Origin of the sequence: Kutzneria sp. NPDC052558 (genome assembly GCF_044547355.1) — a bacterium.
GTDB lineage: Bacteria > Actinomycetota > Actinomycetes > Mycobacteriales > Pseudonocardiaceae > Kutzneria.
The window spans coordinates 179,125-199,433 of sequence record NZ_JBIUAG010000010.1 but is presented as its reverse complement, the minus strand read 5'-3'; the positions used below and the strand labels follow the sequence as shown (position 1 = coordinate 199,433).

Genomic DNA, 20,309 nt, shown 5'->3' with positions numbered 1-20,309 from the left:
GCCCTCACTCGGTCGGCGGATTTGCAGCGAATCGGGGCCGCCTAATCTCGTTGACAATCAATCGGAACATGAGCGTCTGGCGAACAATCTGCCGAGCCAGTTCCTTTTTCAGCAGCTCGGCCGGAGGGATGTGAGGCCGATGTCGGCGAGTGCGGACAGCATCGCAACGGCAGTGGACCGCCGCGCCGCGGTGGTCGCCTGGTGGGATCGACATCTGGTGGTGCGCAGAGCCGTGCTCGTGGTGTGCGTGCTGGGCGCGTGGGAGCTGGCGGCGGTGCTGCTCGACCGGAGCATCCTGCCCACGCTGCCGGAGTTCGCCGGCGCGATCGGCCCCACGGTCGCCAGCGCGGTCTACTGGCAGGCTCTCGGGGCAACCGTGCTCGGCTGGGCGGTCGGCCTCGTCGCGGCGGCGGTCGTCGGGATCGCGATCGGGTTGCTGATCGGGTTGAGCGACATCGCCGACCACGCCACGCGGGTGCTCATCGCCGTCCTGTACGCCGTGCCGCCGATCACCGTGATGCCGCTGCTGGTGATCGTCTACGGCACAACCGCGCAGATGAAGATCATGATCGTGTTCGTGGCCGCGCTGTGGCCGCTGCTGATCCACGCGGTCGACGGCGTGCACGAGGTGGACGCCGTCGCCAAGGAAACCGCGCGCAGCTATCACCTCTCCCGCCGCCGGCGGGTGGTGTTCCTCTATCTGCCCACCGCGTCCGCGTTCATCGCCACCGGACTGCGGATCGCGGCCTCCATCTCCCTCATGCTCGGCGTCGCGGTCGAGGTCATCACGGGCACGCCCGGCCTCGGCGCGCAGATCCAGCTGCGCAGCTCCAACGCCGACGAGCCGGCGTCCGCGTTCGTCTACTTCGTCACCGCCGCGCTGCTCGGACTGCTGGTGGCGACGGTGTTCCGCCGAATCGAGCGACAGGCGATGTTCTGGCATCCCTCGTTCCGCCGCCGGCCCACCGACGGACGGGACGGTCGCGCATGACCAGCAGAACCGCGCTGCGGATCATCGAGTTCGGCACGCCGGTCGTGCTGCTGGCGCTGTGGTGGTTCGGCTCCGCCGTCGTCAACTCGTACTACTTCCCGCCGCTGTCCCAGATCTTGCGGTCCTTTGTGGACACCTGGTTGCTCGGCGACGGCGCGAGCCAGATCCCGCCCACGCTGCTGGCCATCGCCATCGGCTATGTCAGCTCCGTTGTCCTCGGCGTCGCGCTGGGCATCCTGTTGGCCTCCGCGCCGCGGCTCAACGAGTTCGTCCGCCCCGCGCTGGACTTCTTCCGCACGGTGCCGACCAGCGCGGCCACACCCATCCTCATCGTGATCATCGGCGTGGACACGCCGATGAAGGTGGCCATCGTGATGATGTCCGCGCTGTGGGTCGTCCTGCTCAACACCGGCGACGGCCTCGCCGGCATCGACCACGTGGTCCGCGAGACCTGCGGCAGCTACCGGCTGCGGCCGGTGGACCGCCTGTTCCGGGTGTACCTGCCCGCGGCCGGGCCGCAGATCGTCACCGGACTGCGGGTCGCGCTGTACCAGGCGATCATCCTGGTCATCGTGGCCGAGACGCTGGTGTCCACCGGCGGCGTCGGCAGCCAGATCATCCTGGCGCTGTGGAACTTCCAGCTGACCGTGATGTGGTCGGGAATCGTCCTGGTCGGCCTCATCAGCCTCATCCTCACCCGGGTCTTCACCCTGGCGCAACGCAGGGCGCTTCGTTGGCACAGCGGATTGCACGGGAGGGCTCAACGGTGAGCTATGTCCAGACGACCAACCTGCCCCCGTCGGCCGACCAGCCGACCGCCGGCCCGGCCATGATCGAGGTCCGCGGGCTCGGCGTCGCCTTCCAGACACGCGACAACCCACACCCGATCCTCGCCGGCGTCGACCTGACGGTGCGGCCCACCGAATTCCTGTCGATCGTCGGCTCGTCCGGCACCGGCAAGACCACCCTGCTGCGATGCATCGCCGGCCTGCAACGGCCCACAACCGGACAGATCACCGTCGACGGCGTCCCGGTGACCGGCCCGCCATCCAACCTCGCCCTCATCTTCCAGGACTACGGCCGCTCGCTGTTCCCCTGGCTACGCGTGCTCAGCAACGTGACACTTCCCCTGCGGGCCAACCGAGAGCTCTCGGCCACCCAACGCCGCGAGGTCGCCATGTCCGCCCTGGACGCGGTCGGACTGGCCGATGCCGCGCAGCAGTATCCCTGGCAGCTGTCCGGCGGCATGCAACAACGCACGGCGATCGCCCGCGCCCTGGCCTTCCAACCCGAAGTGCTGCTGATGGACGAGCCCTTCGCCTCCGTGGACGCGCAAACCCGATCCGACCTGGAGGACCTGGTGCTCGGCATCCGCCAGCGCTACCCGCTGACCCTGGTCATGGTCACCCACGACGTCGACGAATCCGTCTACATGGCCGACCGGGTCGCCGTTCTCGGCGGACATCCGGCCCACGTCACCACGCTGCTGCCGGTCGACCTGCCCACCCCACGAGACCAGCTGACCACCAAGTCCCTCCCCGAGTTCATCGCCCTGCGCGCCGAGGTCCTGAAGTCGGTCCGCACCCGAGAGGAGGTCTGAGCATGGTGCGAGGTATCCTCACTTGTGTCGGCGCGGCGGCGCTGGCGCTGACCGCGGCGTGCTCGCCGGGCGGCGTCACGACCACGGCCGACGGCTTGCAGATCGTCAACGTCGGCATCAGCCCGTCGGCCGCCACGTCCGCGCCGATGTACCTGGCCGTGCGCGACGGCGTGTTCCGCAAGCTCGGTCTCCAGCTCACCATGACGCCACAGACCGACTCGTCGACGATGGTGCCGGACCTGCTCAGCGGGAAGAGCGATTTCGGCATGGTGAACTTCGGCCCGCTGGTGTCGGCGGTGGAGAGCGACCTGCCGGTGCGGATGGTCGGCCTCGCCTCCGAGCAGCACACCGGGCAGAACCGGTCGGTGGCCATCGTCGTGGCCGGCGGCAGCACCGCCGCCGACATGCGAGGCATGCGCACCTTCGCCAACTCCAGCCCCGACCGCGACCCGCTCGACCAACTCGCCGTCACCGGGCTGGGCGGCGACTACCGGGCCATGCAACTGGTCTCGGTACCGCCCGGGTCGATCGCCGACGTGGTGGCCAGCGGCCGGGCCGACGCCGGCCGGCTGTTCGGCCCCTTTCTCAGCCAGGCGCTGGCCACCGGCCGGGTCAAGGTCCTGCACTACGTGGAGGGCGACCTCGACCTCGGCGGCTCGCCGGCCTCGCCGTTCGCCGCGGCGCTGCCCTTCCTGACCAGCCATCCCGATGTGGCGCAACGGTTCGTCCAGGGCGTGACCCAGGCCTACGCCTACGCTGCCTCCCATCAGGCGGAGATCGCGCAGTACGTGGCCAGCACTCCCCTGTCGCACACCCCCTTGCAGGTGGGCGATCTTCCCGGCTACCCGGCCGACGGCGTCGACCGCACCGCGGTCCAGCAGACTCTGGACCTCTACGAGCGGGAGGGCTACCTGACCAAGCAGGTGGCCGTCTCCGACGTCGTCTGGTCGCCGCCGTCCCAGTAAGCCTTGTCGCACACCATATCCGGAGGAAGTTTCGATGAGCAGGTACCTGGCCGAGATCCAGCGTGTCCCCGCGTCCGGCGCGCGGTGCGTGAGCTGGTTCCAGGTCGGTGGCGAGGACTACCTCGCCGTCGGCCAGATGGCCTATGACGCGCCGGGCACACCGACCGGGATGAACGGGGGCACCTCCAACACGGACGTGCTGCTGTTCAAGCGGGACGGCGAGCAGTGGGCGCTTTCCGGCACGCTGCCCGGAAACGGCGGCGAGGACGCCGAGTTCTTCACCATCGACGGCCGGCACTTCCTGGCCATCGCGTCGATCCGCAGCGGCAGCGGGCCCTACAACTTCAACCAGGGCCAGCCCATCTACGTCTGGGAGGACGACCACTTCGAGCCGTTCCAGACGATCGTCGGCTACGCCGGCAAGCAGTGGCGGCACTTCACCGCCGACGGCCAGCACTTCCTGGCCCTGGCCCAGAACCGGCCGGGCAAGCGGGACGTGCCCTCGCACGTGTTCCGCTGGGACGGCGAGAAGTTCCAGCCGTTCCAGGACATCCCCTCGCGCGGCGGCTACAACTTCGAGGCGTTCGAGATCGACGGCGTCACCTATCTCGCGCACGCCGACCACGCGCGGCCGGGCGAGCTCTACCGCTGGACCGGCAACCGCTTCGTGCACCACCAGGACCTGGGCGAGGTCGGCGGCCGGGCCTACGCGCTGCTGCGCGACGACACCGGCGTCTACCTGGCGGTGGCAAACATCCGCGAGGAGTCGACGCTGCTGCGGTGGGACGGCGAGGAGTTCGTCGACCACCAGGTGCTCGACGGCGGCGACGGCGGCCGCGAGTTCACCGTGATCGAATCCGACCAGGGCACGTTCGTGGTGCGGGTCAACTTCGTCGCCGGCGGGCCGCAGAATCCTCAGCCGCTGATGAAGTCCCAGGTCTACCGCTTCGCCGGCGGCAAGCTGGAGGTGGTGCAGGAGTTCGACACCTGTGGCGCCTGCGACGTGACCCACTTCCCGCTGCCCGGCGGCGGCATCGGGGTGGCCACCTCCAGCGGCCTCAACGCGCGGGTCGGGTTCGCCTCCGAGTCGTCGATCTACCGATTCGACCCGGAAGGCAAGCTGTGACCGAGAGCGCGCAGATGGTCCGGCTGTTCCGGACCTACACCAATCCGGGCGCGCCGGAGCGGGACAGCACCGGCGACCACCTGAGCCGGGCCTCGTACGAGGACAACTACGGCCATCCCCTGCTGGCCGTCACCAACAGCCATGTCGGGCTGTTCCCCGGCGACGGCGCGCCGCCGATCACCGAGGGGTTCCGGCACACCACCGCGGGCTTCAAGGAACTGGCCGGCGTGTCCCACCTCGGTCCGGCGATCGCCAGCCTGATCCGGCTGAAACAGTTGGGGCGGAACGCGGTCTGGCGGCAAGACGCGACCCGGCTGCTCTCCGACATCGAGGCCGTGCGCGCGGCCAACCGGCTGGAGCTGTGGCGGGACGACATCCAGGCCGAGGCGTTCGCCGGCCGTGAGGAAGCGATCTTCCGCATGATGGACTACGGCTGCGCGGTCACGGCCCGCTACCTGCGCCGGGCACTGGCCGACCCGGACTACCTGTGCACTCGGACGCTCCAGGACGACCTGATCGCCGGCTCCGGCGCGGACGAGCTGCCGATCGGCTTCGACCGGGTCATCATCGGCACCTTCGCCCTGGTCGGCGCCAACACCTCAGCCCGCATGATCCGCTGGTTCGACTCGGTCGGCCTGGACTGGGAGCACGTCATCCTGATGCTGATCGGCCGCCAGGGCCGACCCACCTCCGGAGTCACACTCGGCTCCAACAGCCTGGGCCGAATCCTGCGCATCGCCTCACGCGGCCGACTGGCCGACGAACGCATCTTCATCGCCCCCCACGCCCCCACGTTCCCCGACCCCGACGGCGCCAACGACCACGAGATCGCCGCCGTCGAACAGCCACTGCGCTGGACGATCGCCCGAGTGATGGCCGCCGTCGAACTGGCCCCAGTGCTGTTCCCCGACTCGCCACGATTCGTGCCACCACCGGTCTACGGCCCCGACCTGACCAAGGACACCACACAGATCACCGAAATGCCGCGGATCACCGGCCCACACGACTGGACCGTGATGATCGCCCGCCAGCGGCTCGCGCTCGAGGACCCGCGCCAACTGCTGGCCAGCGGCGTCACCGACTACATGGCCGACCAACTGGTGCGCCACGGCAACGACCCGACCGCCATCATCGTGCCCGGCGTCGACGGCATCACGTATCCGGTGATGCCATGACTCGCCTTCCGGACGCGTCGACCGAGGGCCCGGTGGCGGAGCTGATCCGGAGCCGCCGGGGCGGGAACCTGACCCCGCTGGACCGGATCCTCTTGCACAGCCCGGCTGTGGCCGAGGGCTGGAATGGTCTGCTGGGGGCGATCCGCGACCGCAGCGGGCTCGCCGACGACCTGCGGGAGCTGGCCATCCTGCGGGTCGCGGTGCTCAACCGCGCCGAGTACGAGTGGCGGGCGCATGAGCCGCTGGCCCGGGCCGCCGGCCTCACCGAGGAGCAGGTCGAGTCGGCCCGCCGCACCGGGATCGCCGACGGGCTGCCCGAGCCGTACGAGCTGGTGCTGCGGTACGCGGATGCCATGACCACCACGGTGACCGTCGACGGCGCGCTGTTCGACCGGCTGCGGGCGGTGTTCGACGAGCAGGACATCGTCGAGCTGACCGCGACCGTCGCCGCCTACAACCTCGTGTCCCGGTTCCTGGTCGCCCTGGAGATCGGCCTGGGAGGTCCGTCATGACCGATCCGGCCAATCCGGGACCGCATCCCGACCCGCATGCCCCGGCCATCACGCTGCCCGCCGGCGCATGCGACGCGCACTGCCACGTCTTCGGGCCCACCGACCGATTTCCCTACGCGGGCAGGCGAAGTTTCGACCCACCCGAGTCCCCGCTGGACAACCTCCAGCGATTGCACCGAATCCTGGGGCTGGACCGGGCCGTGCTCGTGCAGTCCGCCGTCCACGGCCACGACCACTCCGCCCTCCTGGACGCATTGGCCGCCGGGGCCGGCCGCTATCGTGGGGTCGCGCTGGTCTCCCCGACCACACCGCAGGCGCAGATCGCGGCCTGGCATCGGGCCGGTGTGCGCGGGGCGCGGCTGAACTTCGTCTCGCATCTGCGCCCGCATCCCGGGCCGGACGAGGTGGACGCGATCGTGCGCGCGATCGCGCCCTACGGCTGGCACATCGCGGTGCACGTGACCGGCGACGGCATCGTCGCGTACGCGGATCTCGTGCGCCGACTGCCGGTGCCGGTGGTCATCGATCACATGGCCCGGGTGGATCTGCGGGAGGGCATCGACTCGCCGGCGGTCCGGACCCTGCGCCGGTTGCTGGACACCGGGTCGGTGTGGGTGAAGCTCAGCGCGGCCGACCGGATCGCCACCGCGCCGCCGAGCCTTGCCGACGCTGCGAAGTTGGCGGCGCTGCTGGCCGAGACCGCGCCGGAGCGGGTCGTGTGGGGCACGGATTTCCCGCACCCCAACCCCAACTTCGTCCCGGACGACGGCGACCTCGTCGACCTGCTCACGCTGATCGCGCCGGATCCGTCGCGACGACGGCAGCTGCTGGTCGACAACCCCGCGACCCTGTTCGATTTCCCATGAGCGAGAACGGATTGCTGTTCGTGCTGGCCGAGCCGGGCCGGGTCGGCGAGCTGGAGTTCCACACGTGGTACGACCGCAGTCACGCGCCGGCGCGGCTGACCGTGCCGGGCATCACCGCCGGGTGGCGGTATCGGGCGGCCGACGCCCTCACGCCGACCTGGCTGGCCCTCTACACGGTCGACCTCGACGCGCTGACAACGCCGCAGTACCAACAGCTTCGCCATCGCAGCGCCTACGAGCGGGACATCGTGAACCGGCTGGCCGTGCTCGACCGGCGGGTGTACCGGACCGTCGAGGGCACGCCGCGGATGGCCGGCCCCGGCGCCCCGTACCTGGTGACCGAGGCCATGGACGGCCCCGATCCGGCCGATGTCCAGGCGTGGTGCCGTGAGGAGCACATCCCGCTGCTGCGCACGGTTCCGGGCTGGCTCAACACCACCTGCCTGCTCCTTGCCGACGGCGACGGCCCGAACCTGTTGGCAGTGCACGAAATCGCCGACCCGGCGGTGTTCGACACGCCCGAATACCGTTATGTCACATCGACCCGACGTCGAGCCGCCGTGCTGCGCGCGGTGACGTCCGGACAGCAGCGGCTGTTCGCTTTCCACAACCAGGTCACGAATCGGAGACAGCAATGTCCAAGTCACTACACCGCGCGCTGATGGGCTCCTGCGCGGCGATCCTCGCCGCCAGCCTGGCCGCCTGCGGTTCCGGGTCGGCCGCCGCGCCCGCCACCACCTCCGCCCCGCCGCCCGCCCAGCACTACTACCTCATGGTGTTCACCGATGTGGCCGCCGGCGACGACACCGCGTTCACCCAGTGCTTCACCAGCCAGCGGGTCCCCGCCGCCCGCAGCCTGCCGGGCTTCGTCTCGGTCCAGCAGTTCGCCCTGAACGTGCCGCAGATGTTCGACGTCACCGTGGCGATGCCGAAATACCTCGCGCTGTACGAGTTCGCGACCGCCGACCTGAACGCCACGATGACCGCGTTCCGCGGCACCGCCGGCCCGGCCTCTGTCGGCGGCTGCCCCGCCGACGCCGCCAAGGCCGACAGCTACGTCTACCGGTTCAGCGCGCCGCTGCAGAACCGCACCACCCCGGATCCCCAGGTGCCCGCCGGCGGCACGCGGACGGACTACACCCAGGTGGTCTTCACCGTCCCCGCGCCGACCGCCGGCGACAAGTTCGAGAACTGGTACATGACCGTGCACATGCCCGAGGTGCTGGCCCGGCCGGGCTACACCCAGGCCCAGCGCGTCGCACTGGTCGACGGGCAGAACCACGGACCGGTGCCACCCACCGCGACGGCCGCCGTGTTCCGGCTCGACCTGCCCCAGGACACGCCGGTCACCATCGCCTCGGTCAGCACCGGCACCGTGCCCAACCCCGGGCTCACGGCACAGATGCTCGACCCCAACCTCAACCGCGGCTACACCTACCGCGCCCTCGCTCCCGCCGCCCACTGACCCTGAAACACGCCACTGGGGCGCCGGAACTTCTCCGGCGCCCCAGTGGCGTGTTCGCGTCACAGATGCGGCAGCAGCTGGTCCAGCGTGATCGGGAACTCGGCAGCGCGGTAGCCGGTGGCGTTGTGCACGGCGTTGGCGATCGCCCCGGGCACACCGACGATGACGACCTCGCCGAGGCCCTTCACGCCCAGCGGATCGCTGAACGGATCGGTGCTGTTGAGGAAGACCGCGTCGAGCTCCGGCACGTCGGCGTTGACCGGCACCAGGTAGTCGGCGAGGTTGGCGTTGACGGTGCGACCGTCCCGCCGGTCGATCACGGCCTGTTCGAGCAGGCTCATGCCGATGCCGGCGACCATGCCGCCGATGGCCTGGCTGTGGGCCAGTTTCGGGTTGACGACCCGGCCGACGTCGTAGGCGGCGAAGATCCGGCGGACCCGGATCAGGCCCAGCGACTCGTCCACCGACACCTCGGCGAACACCGCGCCGTAGGCGTAGGAGGTGTAGTGGGAGTCGACGTCGCCGGGATTCCAGCTCTGCTCGGTGTCGACGTGGTCGAGCCGCCGTCGGGCCAGGACCTGCTGATAGGTCTCGGACTTCGCCGGCTGCGCGGTGACGAACAGCCGTCCGTCCACTACGGACACACCCGCCGGCGGCGCCCCGTACAGCGGCGAGGCCGGGTCGACGACGGCGGTGCGGATCACGCTGTCCCGCAACTGGAGGCAGGCCGTGAGCACGGCGGAGCCGACGCTGCCCATCGTCTTGGAGCCGGAGTGCATCGGGGCGGCCGGCATCGCCGAGTCGCCGAGCTGGAAGGTGACCCGGTCCATCCGAATGCCCAGCGCGTCGGCGGACACCTGGGTCATCGACGTGTACGTGCCGGGACCGATGTCGCTGGTCGCGGTGTAGACCAGCGCGGTGCCGTCGGCGTTGATCCGGGCGTGGGCGGAGGCTGAGCGACGGTTGTTGAAGTAGCCGGCGGTGGCCATGCCCATGCCGATCAGCAGGTTGCCCTCGCGGCGGGAGCGCGGCGTGGGGTTGCGGGCCGACCAGCCGAACCGGCGGGCGCCCTCGTCATAGCAGTCGACGAGCCTGCGGCTGGTGAAGGGATGGCCGGTGGCCGGGTCGACCGCCGGCTCGTTGCGCTTGCGCAGCTCGATCGGGTCGATGCCCAGGTCGTTGGCCAGCTGGTCCATTGTGGACTCCAGGGCGAACATCGCCGGCCCCTCGCCCGGCCCGCGCATGAAGGTCGGCGTGTGGGTGTCGATCGCGTGCGTCCGGTACCGGGAGCGCATGTTCGGGCTGTGGTAGATCATCTTGACCAGGTCGACGATCGAGTCCTCGTACTGCTCGTAGCGCGAGGTCTCGGTGTGCGGCTCGTGCACCAGCCCGGTGATCACGCCGGTGGCGTCGGCGCTGAGCCGCAGCCGCTGCACGCTCTGGGCCCGGTAGCCGAGAATGCCGTACATCTGCCGGCGGGTCAGCACGATCTTCACCGGCCGCCCCACCTGCCGGGCCGCCAGCGCGGTCAGCGGCTGGTGCGGCCAGGTCATGCCCTGGCTGCCGAACGCGCCGCCGACGAACGGCGAGAGCACCCGCACGGTGGCCTGGGAAACGTTCAGCGCCCGCGCCACCGAGCCGGCGGTGCCCTGCACCCACTGGGTCTTGTCGTACATGGTCAGCTGGTCGCCGTCCCACCAGGCGATGGTGGACGGCAGTTCGATCGGGTTGTGGTGCTCGCGGGCCACCGTGTAGGTGTGGTCGTAGGAGAAGGGCCCGGCGGCCAGCGCGGCGTCCGGGTCGCCGCGCTCGTAGTCGGGATTCTCCACCGCGACCTCGATGGTCGCGCCCGGGTCGAGCATGTCGGTCACCGGCCGCTGCTGCTCGTAGGTGATCTCCACCAGGGACGCGCCGTGCTCGGTCTGCTCCAGCGTCGTGCCGATGACGATGGCCAGCGGCTGCCCGAGGAAGTGCACCCGGTCCGGCGTGTAGGCCAGAGCGGCGCCGGACAGGTCGGTCAGCACCCTGAGCACGCCGGGGGCGGCCAGGGCGGCGGCGGTGTCGATGGCGGTCACCCGGCCCAGGCTGATCGTGCTGGTGACCAGCCAGCCGTAGACCAGGCCGGGCACGTCGTGCTCGGCCGCGTACGTCGCCTGGCCCGTGACCTTGAGCCGCCCGTCGACTCGGGTCTTCGGAGCTCCGATCGCTTCGTCCGCCATCACATCGCCCCTACGGTCGCGAGCTGCCGAGCCACTGTGCGTGTGAGCAGATCCACCTTGAACCCGTTGCCGGACAACGGGTTAGCACCATCCGCGGCATGCGCGGCGGCGTCGGCCCACAGCTGCGCGCCGGGGCGGCGGCCGACGAGGGCGGCCTCGACCGCCGGCAGCCGCCACGGCACCGTGCCGACTCCGCCGACAGCCACCCGGGCGGCGTGGACGATCCCGTCCCGGATGTCCATGGCCACGGCGGCCGAGGCCAACGCGAACTCGTAGGACTGGCGGTCGCGGACCTTCAGGTAGCCGGACCGGGCCGTGTGCGGGCCGCCGGGGATCTCCAGCGCGGTGATGAGCTCGCCGGGTTTCAGGTTGTGCTCCAGGTTGGGAGTCTGTCCCGGCCGGAGGAAGAAGTCCGCGGCCCGCACCCGGCGCGTGCCCTGCGTTGACCGCAGCACGAGAACCCCGTCCAGCGCCACCAGCGCGACCGAGAAGTCCGACGGATGGGTGGCGACGCACTGGTCGCTGGCGCCCAGGATCGCCATGGTCCGGTTGACGCCGCCGATCGCCGGGCAGCCGGAGCCGGGATCCCGCCGGTTGCAGGCCGACGTGACATCGCGGAAGTACAGGCAGCGCGGGCGCTGCATCGTGTTGCCGCCGACGGTGGCCATGTTGCGCAGCTGGGCCGACGCGCTGAGTTCAAGGGCTTGGGAGACAACGGGAAACCGGGACCTGACCAGCGGATGGGCGGCCAGGTCGGTCATGGTCACCAGTGCGCCGACGGTGAGGCCGGCCGGGGTGGCGATGATCCCGCCGTAGGGCAGGCCGGCGATGTCCACGACGGTCGATGGCCGTTCCACCGTCTCCCGCATCAGGTCGACCAGCGTGGTGCCGCCCGCGATGTACCGGCCGCCCCGGGCGCCGGCGGCCAGCGCGTCGCGTTCGGAGCCGGCCTTGGTGAACTCGAAGGGGTACAACGCTCACTCCCCTGCCGCGACGCGCTGGATCGCCGCCACGATGTTGGTGTACGCGCCGCAGCGGCAGACGTTGCCGCTCATCCACTCCCGGATCTCCTCGGCCGATCCGGCGTGCCCCTCCGCTATCAGCGCGACGCCGGACAGCAGCTGCCCCGGCGTGCAGTAGCCGCACTGGAACGCGTCCTCGTCGATGAAGGCCTGTTGCAGCGGATGCAGTTTCTGGCCGTCCGCGAGCCCCTCCACGGTGGTGATCCGCGCGCCGTCGTGCCGGACGGCCAGGGTCAGGCAGGAGTCCACGCGCCGGCCGTCCAGCAGCACGGTGCAGGCTCCGCAGGCGCCCTGGTTGCAGCCCTTCTTCACGCCGGTCAGCCGTATCCGCTCCCGCAGCATGTCCAGGACGGAGGTTCGGTTGTCCACGACAACCTCATGCTTGACGCCATTGACGTCGACAGTGATTGCTCTGGTGTTCGGATCGGCTGTCGCCGCCGAAGCTGTCGATTCCGTGTCAATCGTCGTGGCGGTCACCGCGCCGTACAGCGCGGCGGATGACTGAACGAATCGCCGACGATTCAGGGTGACATTCTCGGACGCGGCGTCGCCGCTTCCATCATCGCTCATGGAGGGAGACTTTCTCGCTTGAACAGCAAGCCTTTTGTCTTGATCCATTTTACGCCGCGGCGCCGAACAAGCCAGTGTGCGCAGTGCACGGCCGCGGTGCCGCTCGCACAGGGCACGGCGCCGCCGCCGAGGTATGCTCGACTGTGTCGCACGAGCAGGGGCCCGGGAGCCCGCGGGAGCCGAAGTTCGATCTGCTGTCGGTGCATTCGGCGGTGACCCTGGCCGAGGAGCTCCACTTCGGCCGCGCGGCCGCTCGGCACTTCATGACGCCCCAGGCCTTCGGGCGGCGGATCCAACGCCTGGAACGGGCCTTGGGCTACCAACTGTTCGAGCGCACGAGCCGGGTCGTGACGATCACACCCCGCGGCCGACGGGTCCTCACCATCGCCCGACACGCCCTGGACCGGCTCAGCTCGCTCGCCGACGAGCCGGACCACGCCGCCGACGACGGCGCCCTCACCGTCGGCGTCCTCGGCTTCGGGATCGGCGCCCGCTGGGCCGACTTCGAGACGCTGTTGCGCCAGGCCGTGCCCAGGGCGCCGCTGCACTACGCCGAGCTCAACCTGGCCGACCAGTACCAGGAACTGCTCGCCGGCGCCATCGACGCGGCGGTCATCCAGCACACCGAGGACATCGAGGAGATCCACTTCTCGGCGACGTTCGCCATGGACCGGGTGCTCGTCGTGCCGGCCCGGTCCGAGCTGGCCGACGCCACCCTGCTGACCCCGGCGGACGTGGGGACCCAGACGTGGCTGCGCATGGACCTGCCGGGCGTGCACCAGGCCCACGAGCGACCGCTGGGCCGCCAGGTCGGCCCGGCCGTGCGCAGCCCGGCGGCGATTCCGATGGCCGTCGCGATGACCGGCGCGGTCGCGCACCACGTGGTCGACGCGGCCGAGTACTTCGCCCGCCCCGACGTGCGCTACATCCCCTATCGGGACCAGCCGATGACCATGGGAATCGCGACGCGGGCCGACGACCGCCGGCCGGTGATCGAGTCGTTTCGCCACGCGGCCGAACTGATGTCGCTGGTCGACCTCGAACGGGAGCGGATTCGCCGCGGCTGACTCAGGTGACGGTCTCGGCCACTGTGCGACAGGCCAGATGCAGCGCGAGTCGTTCGTCCCGTTGAGCGAGATCGACGCCGAGACTTGTGGCTATTCGCGCGACGCGAGCCGCCACGGTGTTGCGGTGGACGCCGAGCACCGTCGCCGCCTCGGCCAACGACGACTCGGAATCCAAATACGCGGCAAGGGTTCGAATCAGATCGCCGGGCAGATCCCGCAACGGCGCGAGCAGGCAGCGGGCGAGCGGCTCGAACGTGTCGGTGCGCGACCATTCCAACAGCACCTGCGCCATGCCCAGCCGGTCGACGGGCAGGAAGCGGTCGGTCCCGGGCCGGGTCGCGGCCAGGCGCGCGGCGTCGGCGGCCTCGCCGATCGTCGTGGCCAGCCCGGTCAACTGGGGATGCGGTCGCCCGACGCCCATGTGGGCGCCGATCGTCTTGCCCAGGGCGCGTTGGGCGGCGCGCAGACGCCCAGCGAGATCGCGCACCTGGTGCGCCGACGGTTCCTGAGCGAAGGTCGTCCACGCCGTCCAACCGTCGCACTGCTCGACGACGACCGCCTCGACGCCCTCCGCCGCCAGCGCCTCGACCACCTCCAGCCGGTGCGTGACCGGGTCGATCTCGGCATCGGCTCCGACGCACAGGCCGACATGCCAGCCGCTGAGCCACCATCCCGCCGCCGCCACCCGACGGCGCAGCTCGGCGCCGGGTTCCCCGGCGATCCGGAGCAGATCACCGAACAGCGTGGTGCGCAGGCGTGCGTGCCGCTCCCGCTCCAGGCGCTGCCAGCCCAGCCACCGGCCGACGGCGTCCGCGCCGATCTCCATCGCGGGGACCACGCCGTCCGCCTCTGTCTCCTGTGTTCGCGGCACGTCGACCACCAGCCACTGCGCGGGACACCCCGCGCCGGGGGGCACGACCGGTTGGCCGAGCATCAGCCCCCGTTCGTGCGGAATCCGCTGCGGCAAAGCCAGATCGAAGCGCAGGCCGCCGGCCGCCGGCTCCGGACCGTTCAGCACCCGGCCCGAGTCGTCGAGCCGCGAGACCGGCAGGCCGATCACCCGTGACAACCTGGCCACGGCATCTCCCGGCTCCACCAGGGCCCCGGCGAACACCCGGTGCGCGGCGGTCACCCGCTCCGCCCCCGCCAGCAGTGGGGCCGTGAGCGACACCCGTGCCGCCACCACGAGTTCCAGCGGGTCCCCGACCACGCTCAGCAGCGCAATGCCCAGTCGGTCCGCCAGCCGGCACGTCTCCGGCTCGGGTTGGACCACCGGCAGCACGACACCGGCCGCACCGGCGTCGGCGGCCCGGCGCAGCAGGACATCGACCCGCCAGTCCCACGCATCCGTCCGGCCGGTGACAACGAGAAGATCGTCCGCTGCCGGCGGCGGAACCGGGGTCAGACCCTCGCTGGCCCGGATCCGGGTCACCGCGTGGTCCACCGCCGTTCCCCCACCGACCAGGCGAACCGCCGCCGCCCACTCGGGGATGGCCAGAATGCGACGCAGGCTCATCAGCGCCATCGCCTCATGGTCCATCGCGCGGGATCATGGCTCCACCAAAGCGCTTCCCGCTCGAAGCGCATGAAGTTGCCCAGCACTTCCCCAGTTTCGCACGGGTTTCGAGAGCCTTCGGGATCAGAACCTTCTGGGTTCCGATCCCGGTTTCGGCCGCGGACCTCACCGGACCTGATCACGACGCCGGCCAGCCTCAGCGACCGCATCGTCGTGCCGCACCCGGTGCTTCGCCAGGTCGCGACGCCTACTGCCGAGGGGTCGCGGTGAGCGGCAGTGGACCGGGCCCGAGCGTGAAGAACGCCTGCGGCCGGCGCTGGCGCGTCGAAACCGGGGCCATGCGCCACAGGCGGAGGATCGTGGCGAGTGCGATCGCCATCTCCGCCATCGCGAAGGTCTCGCCGATGCAGCGGCGCGGGCCCGCGCCGAAGGGGATGAACGCCCCTTCGGCCGTGGTCTGCTCGTCGGCCAGCCAGCGGGCGGGATCGAACTGCTCCGGGGACGGGAACAGTTCGGCGTCGTGGTGGTTGGCGTAAGGGCTGATGACCACGGTGCTGCCGGCCGGAAGGACCTGGCCGCCGAGCTCGGTGTCGGCGGCGACAAGACGGGTGAACAGCCAGATCGGCGGGTAGACCCGCAGCGCCTCGCGGATCAGGGCGTGCAGACGGCGGAGCTGGGCCAGGTGGGCGAAGGTCACATCCTCGACGCCGAGGACCAGGGAGAGCTCGGCGTGCACCTGGGCGTCGATGTCGGGCCGGCGCGACAGGATCTGGAGTATCCACGACAGCGCCTGCCCGGTGGTTTCGGTGGCGACGCTGAGCATGGTGAGGACCTCGTCGTGGATCTGCTGGTCGGGCATCGACTCGCCGGTCTCCTGGTCCTGGGCCGCCAGCAGCGCCGACAGGACGTCGCCGCAGTCGCGGCCGGCTCGGCGGCGCTCGGCGATCAGGCGGTCGGTCAGGTCGTGGACCGTCACGAGAGTCCGCCCGAAGCGCCGGTTGGCTGGGATCGGGAGCCGATGCAGCCATGGCACGGGAATCAGCGCCCGCAGGCCGGTTCCCTTGACCAGCACGGGCAGGCAGCGTCGCAGCTCGGCGTTGTCCCGCTCACCGAGGGCGTCGGAGAACAGGCAGCGAGCCATGATCGTCGACGAGAGCCGCAACATCTCCTGGTCGGCCCGCAATCCCCGCCCCGCGGTCCATGATCCGGCGATCTCGGCGGCGGCGTCGCGGATGACCTTGATGTGGGCGGGGTGGCGGGAGAAGTTGAGCGTCGGCTGGATGAACCGGCGCTGCCGGCGGTTGAAGTCGCCGTCCGACAACGCCAGCCCGTTGCCCTGGAGCACGCGGAGCGCCTCGTAGATCGGACCGCCCTTGACGAAGTCCTGCCGCTGGACCGTGAGCACGCGCCGCACCAGCTCGGGGTTGTTGATGAGGTACATGCGTTCCCGGCCGAGGCGCATCGCCGCGATGTCGCCGGCGCGGCGCTGCCCCCGCAGGAAGTCCAGGGGCCGCACCACCAGCTGCCAGGCATGCCCGACCAGGGGCAGGCGTCCCGGCGCGGACGCGAGGGTCGCCGAATCGGCGCTCGGATTCATGGTGTCACTCCCATCGGTCGGTGGGGCCGTGCCCGGCACGGCCCCACCCGGTCGGCGCTATCCCCGCGACAGGCGCCAGAACGCGCCGAGGTAGGGCTCGGCCATCGAGACGGCGTCGATGGCTTCCTGGAGGTCCTCGCCGTGCGCCAGGCCGTCCCGAACGATGTCGATGGCGGCGTCGAGCACCTCGGTCGGGCGTTCCTCGTAGAGCCCGAAGTAGGACACGATCTCCGGCGGCGTGCCGGGACGCCGGCGCAGCGCGGGGACGAGGGCGGCGCAGGCCTCATGGGCCAGCGAGTAGTCGAGGTAGACCAGCAGCGCGAACGCGGACTGGCTCGCGTTCAGGCACAGCCACGAGATGTAGCCGGCGTAGCTGTACGCGGAGGCGGCCAGCAGTTTGCCGGGGTGTGCCTCCGGCGTGATCCCGAAGGCCGTCGCGGCGTGGAAGACGTTCTGCTTGTCGAACCGGACCTGCCGGGTGATCTCCGCGATGAAGTCGACCGCCTTGGTGCGGCGGAACCGCGACGCCGCGATGTGCAGCGGGACCACGATGTTGTCGACGGTGGCGTTCTCCACGTGCAGGATCGTCGCGATCCCGTCGTTGGACAGCGTTCCCTGGACGCCGTTGACGACCACGGGGCTGTCCATGACGACATGCCGGATCGCGTCCACGAGCCGGTCCGCGGCCAGCCGCGGATCCTCCCGTTCGGCGGCGGTGACGATGAGGTGATCGGTGCGGATATGCGTGGTGGTCATGCCTTCTCCGGCCTCCTTCGGTCTTCGGTCAGGAATGCTTCGTCGATGGCCCGCGCCAGGGTCCTCGCGGCGTGGTCGAGGTCGTCGGCCCGGTGGCCGCTGCCGACGGTCAGCCGGAAACGGGCCTGGCCTCGGGGGACGATGGGGAATTCCACGAGATGGGTGAGGACTCCGTCGCGTTCGGCGATGCCCAGCGCCGTCCGCGCCGCCGCGAGGGAGTCGACCTGGAGGGGCACGATGGGCGACGGGGAGCCGAGCACAATGCCGCGACAGGGCCCGGACAACCCGGTCCGCAGTCGAATGGCGTTGCGCAGCACCGCTTCCCGGCGTCGAGCCCCGTCTTCCGACAGCACGACCCGGATGGCGGCCGACGTTGCCGCGGCCTGAAGCGGCGACAGCGCGGACGAGAAGATGTGGGTGCTCGCGAAGTACCGCAGATACTGGGCGACCGGCGCGGAATTGGTCGCGATGTAGCCGCCGTTGGAGGCGAGGCACTTGCTGAAGGAGCCGACGACCAGGTCGAGTTGGCCCAGCATGCCTTGCGCGGCGGCGTTTCCTCTCCCGTCCGGGCCGAGCACGCCGATGTCGTGGGCCTGGTCGACGACCAGCGTGGCGTCGAACTCACGGCAGATCTTCTGCAGTTCGGCCAGGTCGGGCGTGTCGGAATCCATGGAGAACAGGCTCTCGGTGATCACGAGGATGCCGCCGGTCGCGTCGCTGCCGCGAATACGGCGCAGCGCCGACTGCACGGCGTCGTTGTCCAGGTGACGGAACCGCGTGACGTTTCGGCAGCGGCTGGCGGCGACTCCCTCCTGCACGCAGGCGTGGGACAGCTCATCCACCAGGATGTGGTCCGACCGCCGGACGAGGGCCTGCACCACGCCGAATCCAGCCGCCCAGCCGCTGGGGAAGAGGACAACGTGGCTCATCGCGAGCAGTTGCGAGATCTGCTCGCACAGCTCGTCGGACAGGGCCGTCTCCCCGGCGGCGCAGGGCGAGCCGGCGCTGTGCGGGCCGTAGGTGTCCAGCGTCGTGACGATGGCCTCGCGAATGGCGGGATGAGTGCCCAGCGACAGGTAGTCCTGGCTGATCAGGTTCACCCCGGAGCTCTGTCGGCTCGTCTCGTCGTGCGATCTGGGACGGCGTTGCGAGTACGCGGTGCTCATGGTCCGGTGGTATCCCCACTGGCCCCGGGTGACGTGGGAACGCCGCCACTGCTCGAAATCCCGCATACGGTCGAGAATCTGGCGGCCGGTGAGACTGGCGAAGGATCCGAGCGAGGGATCGCCTGCCGAGTGCGTCATGATGCGGTCCCCTTCTCAGGCCTCGGTGTCGTGGGTGGCGATGCGCCGGTAACGGTCCGGCCGGGCCGTGCGCATCCAGCGGGCGTAGCCGATGCCGGCGGCGGTCGCGATCACGTAGATCCACGGCAGGCCGTTCACCACTGCGGCGTCGGTCCCGGTGAGCAGCGGATAGTTGACGACGAGCAGCACGATCCCGGCGGTCAGCCCGGCCGCGCCGAGCGCCGGGGCGAGCGCGGTGCGCCACCAGTGCCGGTCGGGCCGCCGGCGGAAGAAGGCCACGACCGACACCGCGGCGCCGGCCTGCAACAGCACGATGCCCAGGGTGCCGAGGCCGATCATGCTGGCCACGAGGCCGGTGTACGGGTCGGCGCCGCCGGCGGCGAAGGCCGCGACGATCACGATCGTGAACGCGGTCTGTGCCAGGCTGGCCCGGTGCGGCGCTTGGTGTTTCGGGTGCACGGCCCCGAAGCCGGCCGGCAGCACGTGCTCCCGGCCCAGCACGTAGACGTACCGATTGGCGGCGTTGTGCAGGGCGAGCATCGCGGCGAACAGGCTGGTGCACAACAGAACCTGCACGACGTCGGTGGCGACGGAGCCCAGGTGCCGGTCACTGAGCGAGAAGAACAGGTCGCCGAGTTGCCGGCCGGCCACCGCGCGCACCTGGTCCACGCCGATCGCGCCGACCGCCGTCCAACTGGTGAACGCGTAGAACAGCGCGATGACGCCCACTGCGATGTAGGTCGCCAGTGGCACGCTCCGCTTCGGGTCGCGAGCCTCTTCTCCGTACAGCGCGGCCGATTCAAAGCCGATGAACGAGGCGAAGGCGAACATCATCGCGACGCCGAGGCCGGTGCCGAACACGGCGTCGGGGCTGAACGAGGCCATGGGCAGGGCATCGGGCCCGCCGTGCGCGATGATCGCCACGTTCAGGATCGCCAGCACGGCCGTCTCACCCAGCATGAGCAGCCCGAGCACGCGGGCGCTCAGGTCGACCTGGCGATAGCCGAGGAAGGCCATCGCCAGCACGCCGCCGGCCGCCCACACCTCCCATGGCAGGCTCAGCCCGTGGGCCTGCGCGATGGTCTGCGCGAAATAGCCGAATGCTCCCACCACGCCTACGGTGACCGCGTTGTACGCGATGACGGCGACCAGGCCGCCGGCGATCGCGACGGGCCGGCCGATTCCCCGGGACAGGTACGTGTAGAAGCCGCCCGCGTTGACGATGTGCCGGCCCATCGCGCCGTAACCGACCGAGAAGCACAACAGGGTCGCCCCGGCGAACAGGAAAACCGCGGGAACGCCCGGGCCGTTGCCGATGCTGAAGGCCAGCGGCACGGTGCCGACCATGGCCGCGAGCGGAGCGGCGGCGGACACGACAAGAAAGACGATCTTCGGTGTGGTGAGGGTTCGCTTCAGTTGTTCGGGCCGTGTGTCAGCGGAGGGAACTGTCACGATGGGCGTCCAATCGTCGGTGGCGGGTGGAGAAACCCGTTGCGTGTCAGGCGATCGACCGGCGTGGAACTGATGATTCGCAACCATACGGCCGGCGCGTCGACCG

General features: G+C 70.5%; 19 protein-coding genes. 11 read left to right on the top strand and 8 right to left on the bottom strand.

Going from position 1 to position 20,309, the window contains the following annotated elements; all coding sequences use genetic code 11:
* The first annotated feature begins 139 nt into the window (after nucleotides 1–139).
* From ACIG5F_RS20095 to ACIG5F_RS20050, 10 genes are read left to right on the top strand one after another with little or no spacing between them, the layout of a single operon-like run.
* Complete coding sequence (locus ACIG5F_RS20095; RefSeq protein WP_396519447.1) at nucleotides 140–991, top strand: ABC transporter permease; 852 nt, start codon at nucleotides 140–142, stop codon at nucleotides 989–991.
* Nucleotides 988–1,761: an ABC transporter permease gene (locus ACIG5F_RS20090; RefSeq protein WP_396519445.1), complete on the top strand. Its 774-nt coding sequence runs from the start codon at nucleotides 988–990 to the stop codon at nucleotides 1,759–1,761. Before ACIG5F_RS20095 ends, ACIG5F_RS20090 begins: the two co-directional genes overlap by 4 nt.
* Complete coding sequence (locus tag ACIG5F_RS20085) at nucleotides 1,758–2,591, top strand: ABC transporter ATP-binding protein (protein WP_396519443.1); 834 nt, start codon at nucleotides 1,758–1,760, stop codon at nucleotides 2,589–2,591. The genes ACIG5F_RS20090 and ACIG5F_RS20085 overlap by 4 nt, the downstream gene beginning before the upstream one ends.
* 2 nt (nucleotides 2,592–2,593) lie before the next feature.
* Nucleotides 2,594–3,556: an ABC transporter substrate-binding protein gene (locus tag ACIG5F_RS20080; RefSeq protein WP_396519441.1), complete on the top strand. Its 963-nt coding sequence runs from the start codon at nucleotides 2,594–2,596 to the stop codon at nucleotides 3,554–3,556.
* A gap of 34 nt (nucleotides 3,557–3,590) precedes the next feature.
* Nucleotides 3,591–4,682 carry a hypothetical protein gene (locus ACIG5F_RS20075; RefSeq protein WP_396519439.1) on the top strand — a complete coding sequence of 364 codons (1,092 nt, stop codon included), beginning with the start codon at nucleotides 3,591–3,593 and terminating at the stop codon, nucleotides 4,680–4,682.
* Nucleotides 4,679–5,857 (top strand): DUF5624 domain-containing protein, encoded by a 1,179-nt coding sequence (locus tag ACIG5F_RS20070; RefSeq protein ID WP_396519437.1) that lies wholly within the window; start codon nucleotides 4,679–4,681, stop codon nucleotides 5,855–5,857. The genes ACIG5F_RS20075 and ACIG5F_RS20070 overlap by 4 nt, the downstream gene beginning before the upstream one ends.
* Nucleotides 5,854–6,369, top strand: coding sequence for a carboxymuconolactone decarboxylase family protein (locus tag ACIG5F_RS20065; protein ID WP_396519435.1), 516 nt, complete (start codon nucleotides 5,854–5,856; stop codon nucleotides 6,367–6,369). Before ACIG5F_RS20070 ends, ACIG5F_RS20065 begins: the two co-directional genes overlap by 4 nt.
* Nucleotides 6,366–7,235, top strand: a complete 870-nt coding sequence (locus ACIG5F_RS20060) for an amidohydrolase family protein (RefSeq protein ID WP_396519433.1) — start codon at nucleotides 6,366–6,368, stop codon at nucleotides 7,233–7,235. The genes ACIG5F_RS20065 and ACIG5F_RS20060 overlap by 4 nt, the downstream gene beginning before the upstream one ends.
* Nucleotides 7,232–7,897: a hypothetical protein gene (locus ACIG5F_RS20055; protein WP_396519431.1), complete on the top strand. Its 666-nt coding sequence runs from the start codon at nucleotides 7,232–7,234 to the stop codon at nucleotides 7,895–7,897. Before ACIG5F_RS20060 ends, ACIG5F_RS20055 begins: the two co-directional genes overlap by 4 nt.
* A complete protein-coding gene (locus tag ACIG5F_RS20050) occupies nucleotides 7,870–8,700 on the top strand; it encodes a hypothetical protein (RefSeq protein ID WP_396519429.1) in 831 nt (276 codons plus the stop codon). The genes ACIG5F_RS20055 and ACIG5F_RS20050 overlap by 28 nt, the downstream gene beginning before the upstream one ends.
* Nucleotides 8,701–8,759: 59 nt before the next feature.
* On the opposite strand, the gene ACIG5F_RS20045 is transcribed toward ACIG5F_RS20050, so the two are convergent.
* Genes ACIG5F_RS20045 through ACIG5F_RS20035 form a run of 3 tightly spaced genes read right to left on the bottom strand, consistent with a single transcriptional unit; the run spans nucleotide 8,760 to nucleotide 12,418 of the window.
* The gene (locus tag ACIG5F_RS20045; protein WP_396519427.1) at nucleotides 8,760–10,919 is read right to left on the bottom strand and encodes a xanthine dehydrogenase family protein molybdopterin-binding subunit; all 2,160 of its coding nucleotides are present in this window, start codon (nucleotides 10,917–10,919) and stop codon (nucleotides 8,760–8,762) included.
* A complete protein-coding gene (locus ACIG5F_RS20040; protein WP_396519425.1) occupies nucleotides 10,919–11,893 on the bottom strand; it encodes an FAD binding domain-containing protein in 975 nt (324 codons plus the stop codon). The genes ACIG5F_RS20045 and ACIG5F_RS20040 overlap by 1 nt, the downstream gene beginning before the upstream one ends.
* Before the next feature lie 3 nt (nucleotides 11,894–11,896).
* The gene (locus ACIG5F_RS20035; RefSeq protein WP_396519601.1) at nucleotides 11,897–12,418 is read right to left on the bottom strand and encodes a (2Fe-2S)-binding protein; all 522 of its coding nucleotides are present in this window, start codon (nucleotides 12,416–12,418) and stop codon (nucleotides 11,897–11,899) included.
* Nucleotides 12,419–12,654: 236 nt separating this feature from the next.
* Between ACIG5F_RS20035 and ACIG5F_RS20030 the strand changes: the two genes are divergently transcribed.
* Entirely contained in the window at nucleotides 12,655–13,578 is a 924-nt protein-coding gene (locus ACIG5F_RS20030) for a LysR family transcriptional regulator (protein WP_396519423.1), read from the top strand.
* Between the two features lies 1 nt (nucleotide 13,579).
* Here ACIG5F_RS20030 and ACIG5F_RS20025 read toward each other — a convergent pair whose 3' ends face one another.
* The 5 genes from ACIG5F_RS20025 to ACIG5F_RS20005 all read right to left on the bottom strand — a co-directional run bounded on the left by ACIG5F_RS20025 (nucleotide 13,580) and on the right by ACIG5F_RS20005 (nucleotide 20,203).
* On the bottom strand, nucleotides 13,580–15,118 hold the full coding sequence (locus ACIG5F_RS20025; RefSeq protein ID WP_396519421.1) for a PucR family transcriptional regulator: 1,539 nt from the start codon (nucleotides 15,116–15,118) through the stop codon (nucleotides 13,580–13,582).
* Nucleotides 15,119–15,341: 223 nt separating this feature from the next.
* Nucleotides 15,342–16,691 carry a cytochrome P450 gene (locus tag ACIG5F_RS20020; RefSeq protein ID WP_396519419.1) on the bottom strand — a complete coding sequence of 450 codons (1,350 nt, stop codon included), beginning with the start codon at nucleotides 16,689–16,691 and terminating at the stop codon, nucleotides 15,342–15,344.
* A 57-nt stretch (nucleotides 16,692–16,748) separates the two neighbouring features.
* Nucleotides 16,749–17,447 carry a hypothetical protein gene (locus ACIG5F_RS20015; RefSeq protein ID WP_396519417.1) on the bottom strand — a complete coding sequence of 233 codons (699 nt, stop codon included), beginning with the start codon at nucleotides 17,445–17,447 and terminating at the stop codon, nucleotides 16,749–16,751.
* Nucleotides 17,444–18,751 carry an aminotransferase class I/II-fold pyridoxal phosphate-dependent enzyme gene (locus ACIG5F_RS20010; protein ID WP_396519415.1) on the bottom strand — a complete coding sequence of 436 codons (1,308 nt, stop codon included), beginning with the start codon at nucleotides 18,749–18,751 and terminating at the stop codon, nucleotides 17,444–17,446. Before ACIG5F_RS20010 ends, ACIG5F_RS20015 begins: the two co-directional genes overlap by 4 nt.
* 15 nt (nucleotides 18,752–18,766) lie before the next feature.
* Nucleotides 18,767–20,203 (bottom strand): APC family permease, encoded by a 1,437-nt coding sequence (locus ACIG5F_RS20005; protein ID WP_396519413.1) that lies wholly within the window; start codon nucleotides 20,201–20,203, stop codon nucleotides 18,767–18,769.
* Nucleotides 20,204–20,309 lie beyond the last annotated feature (106 nt).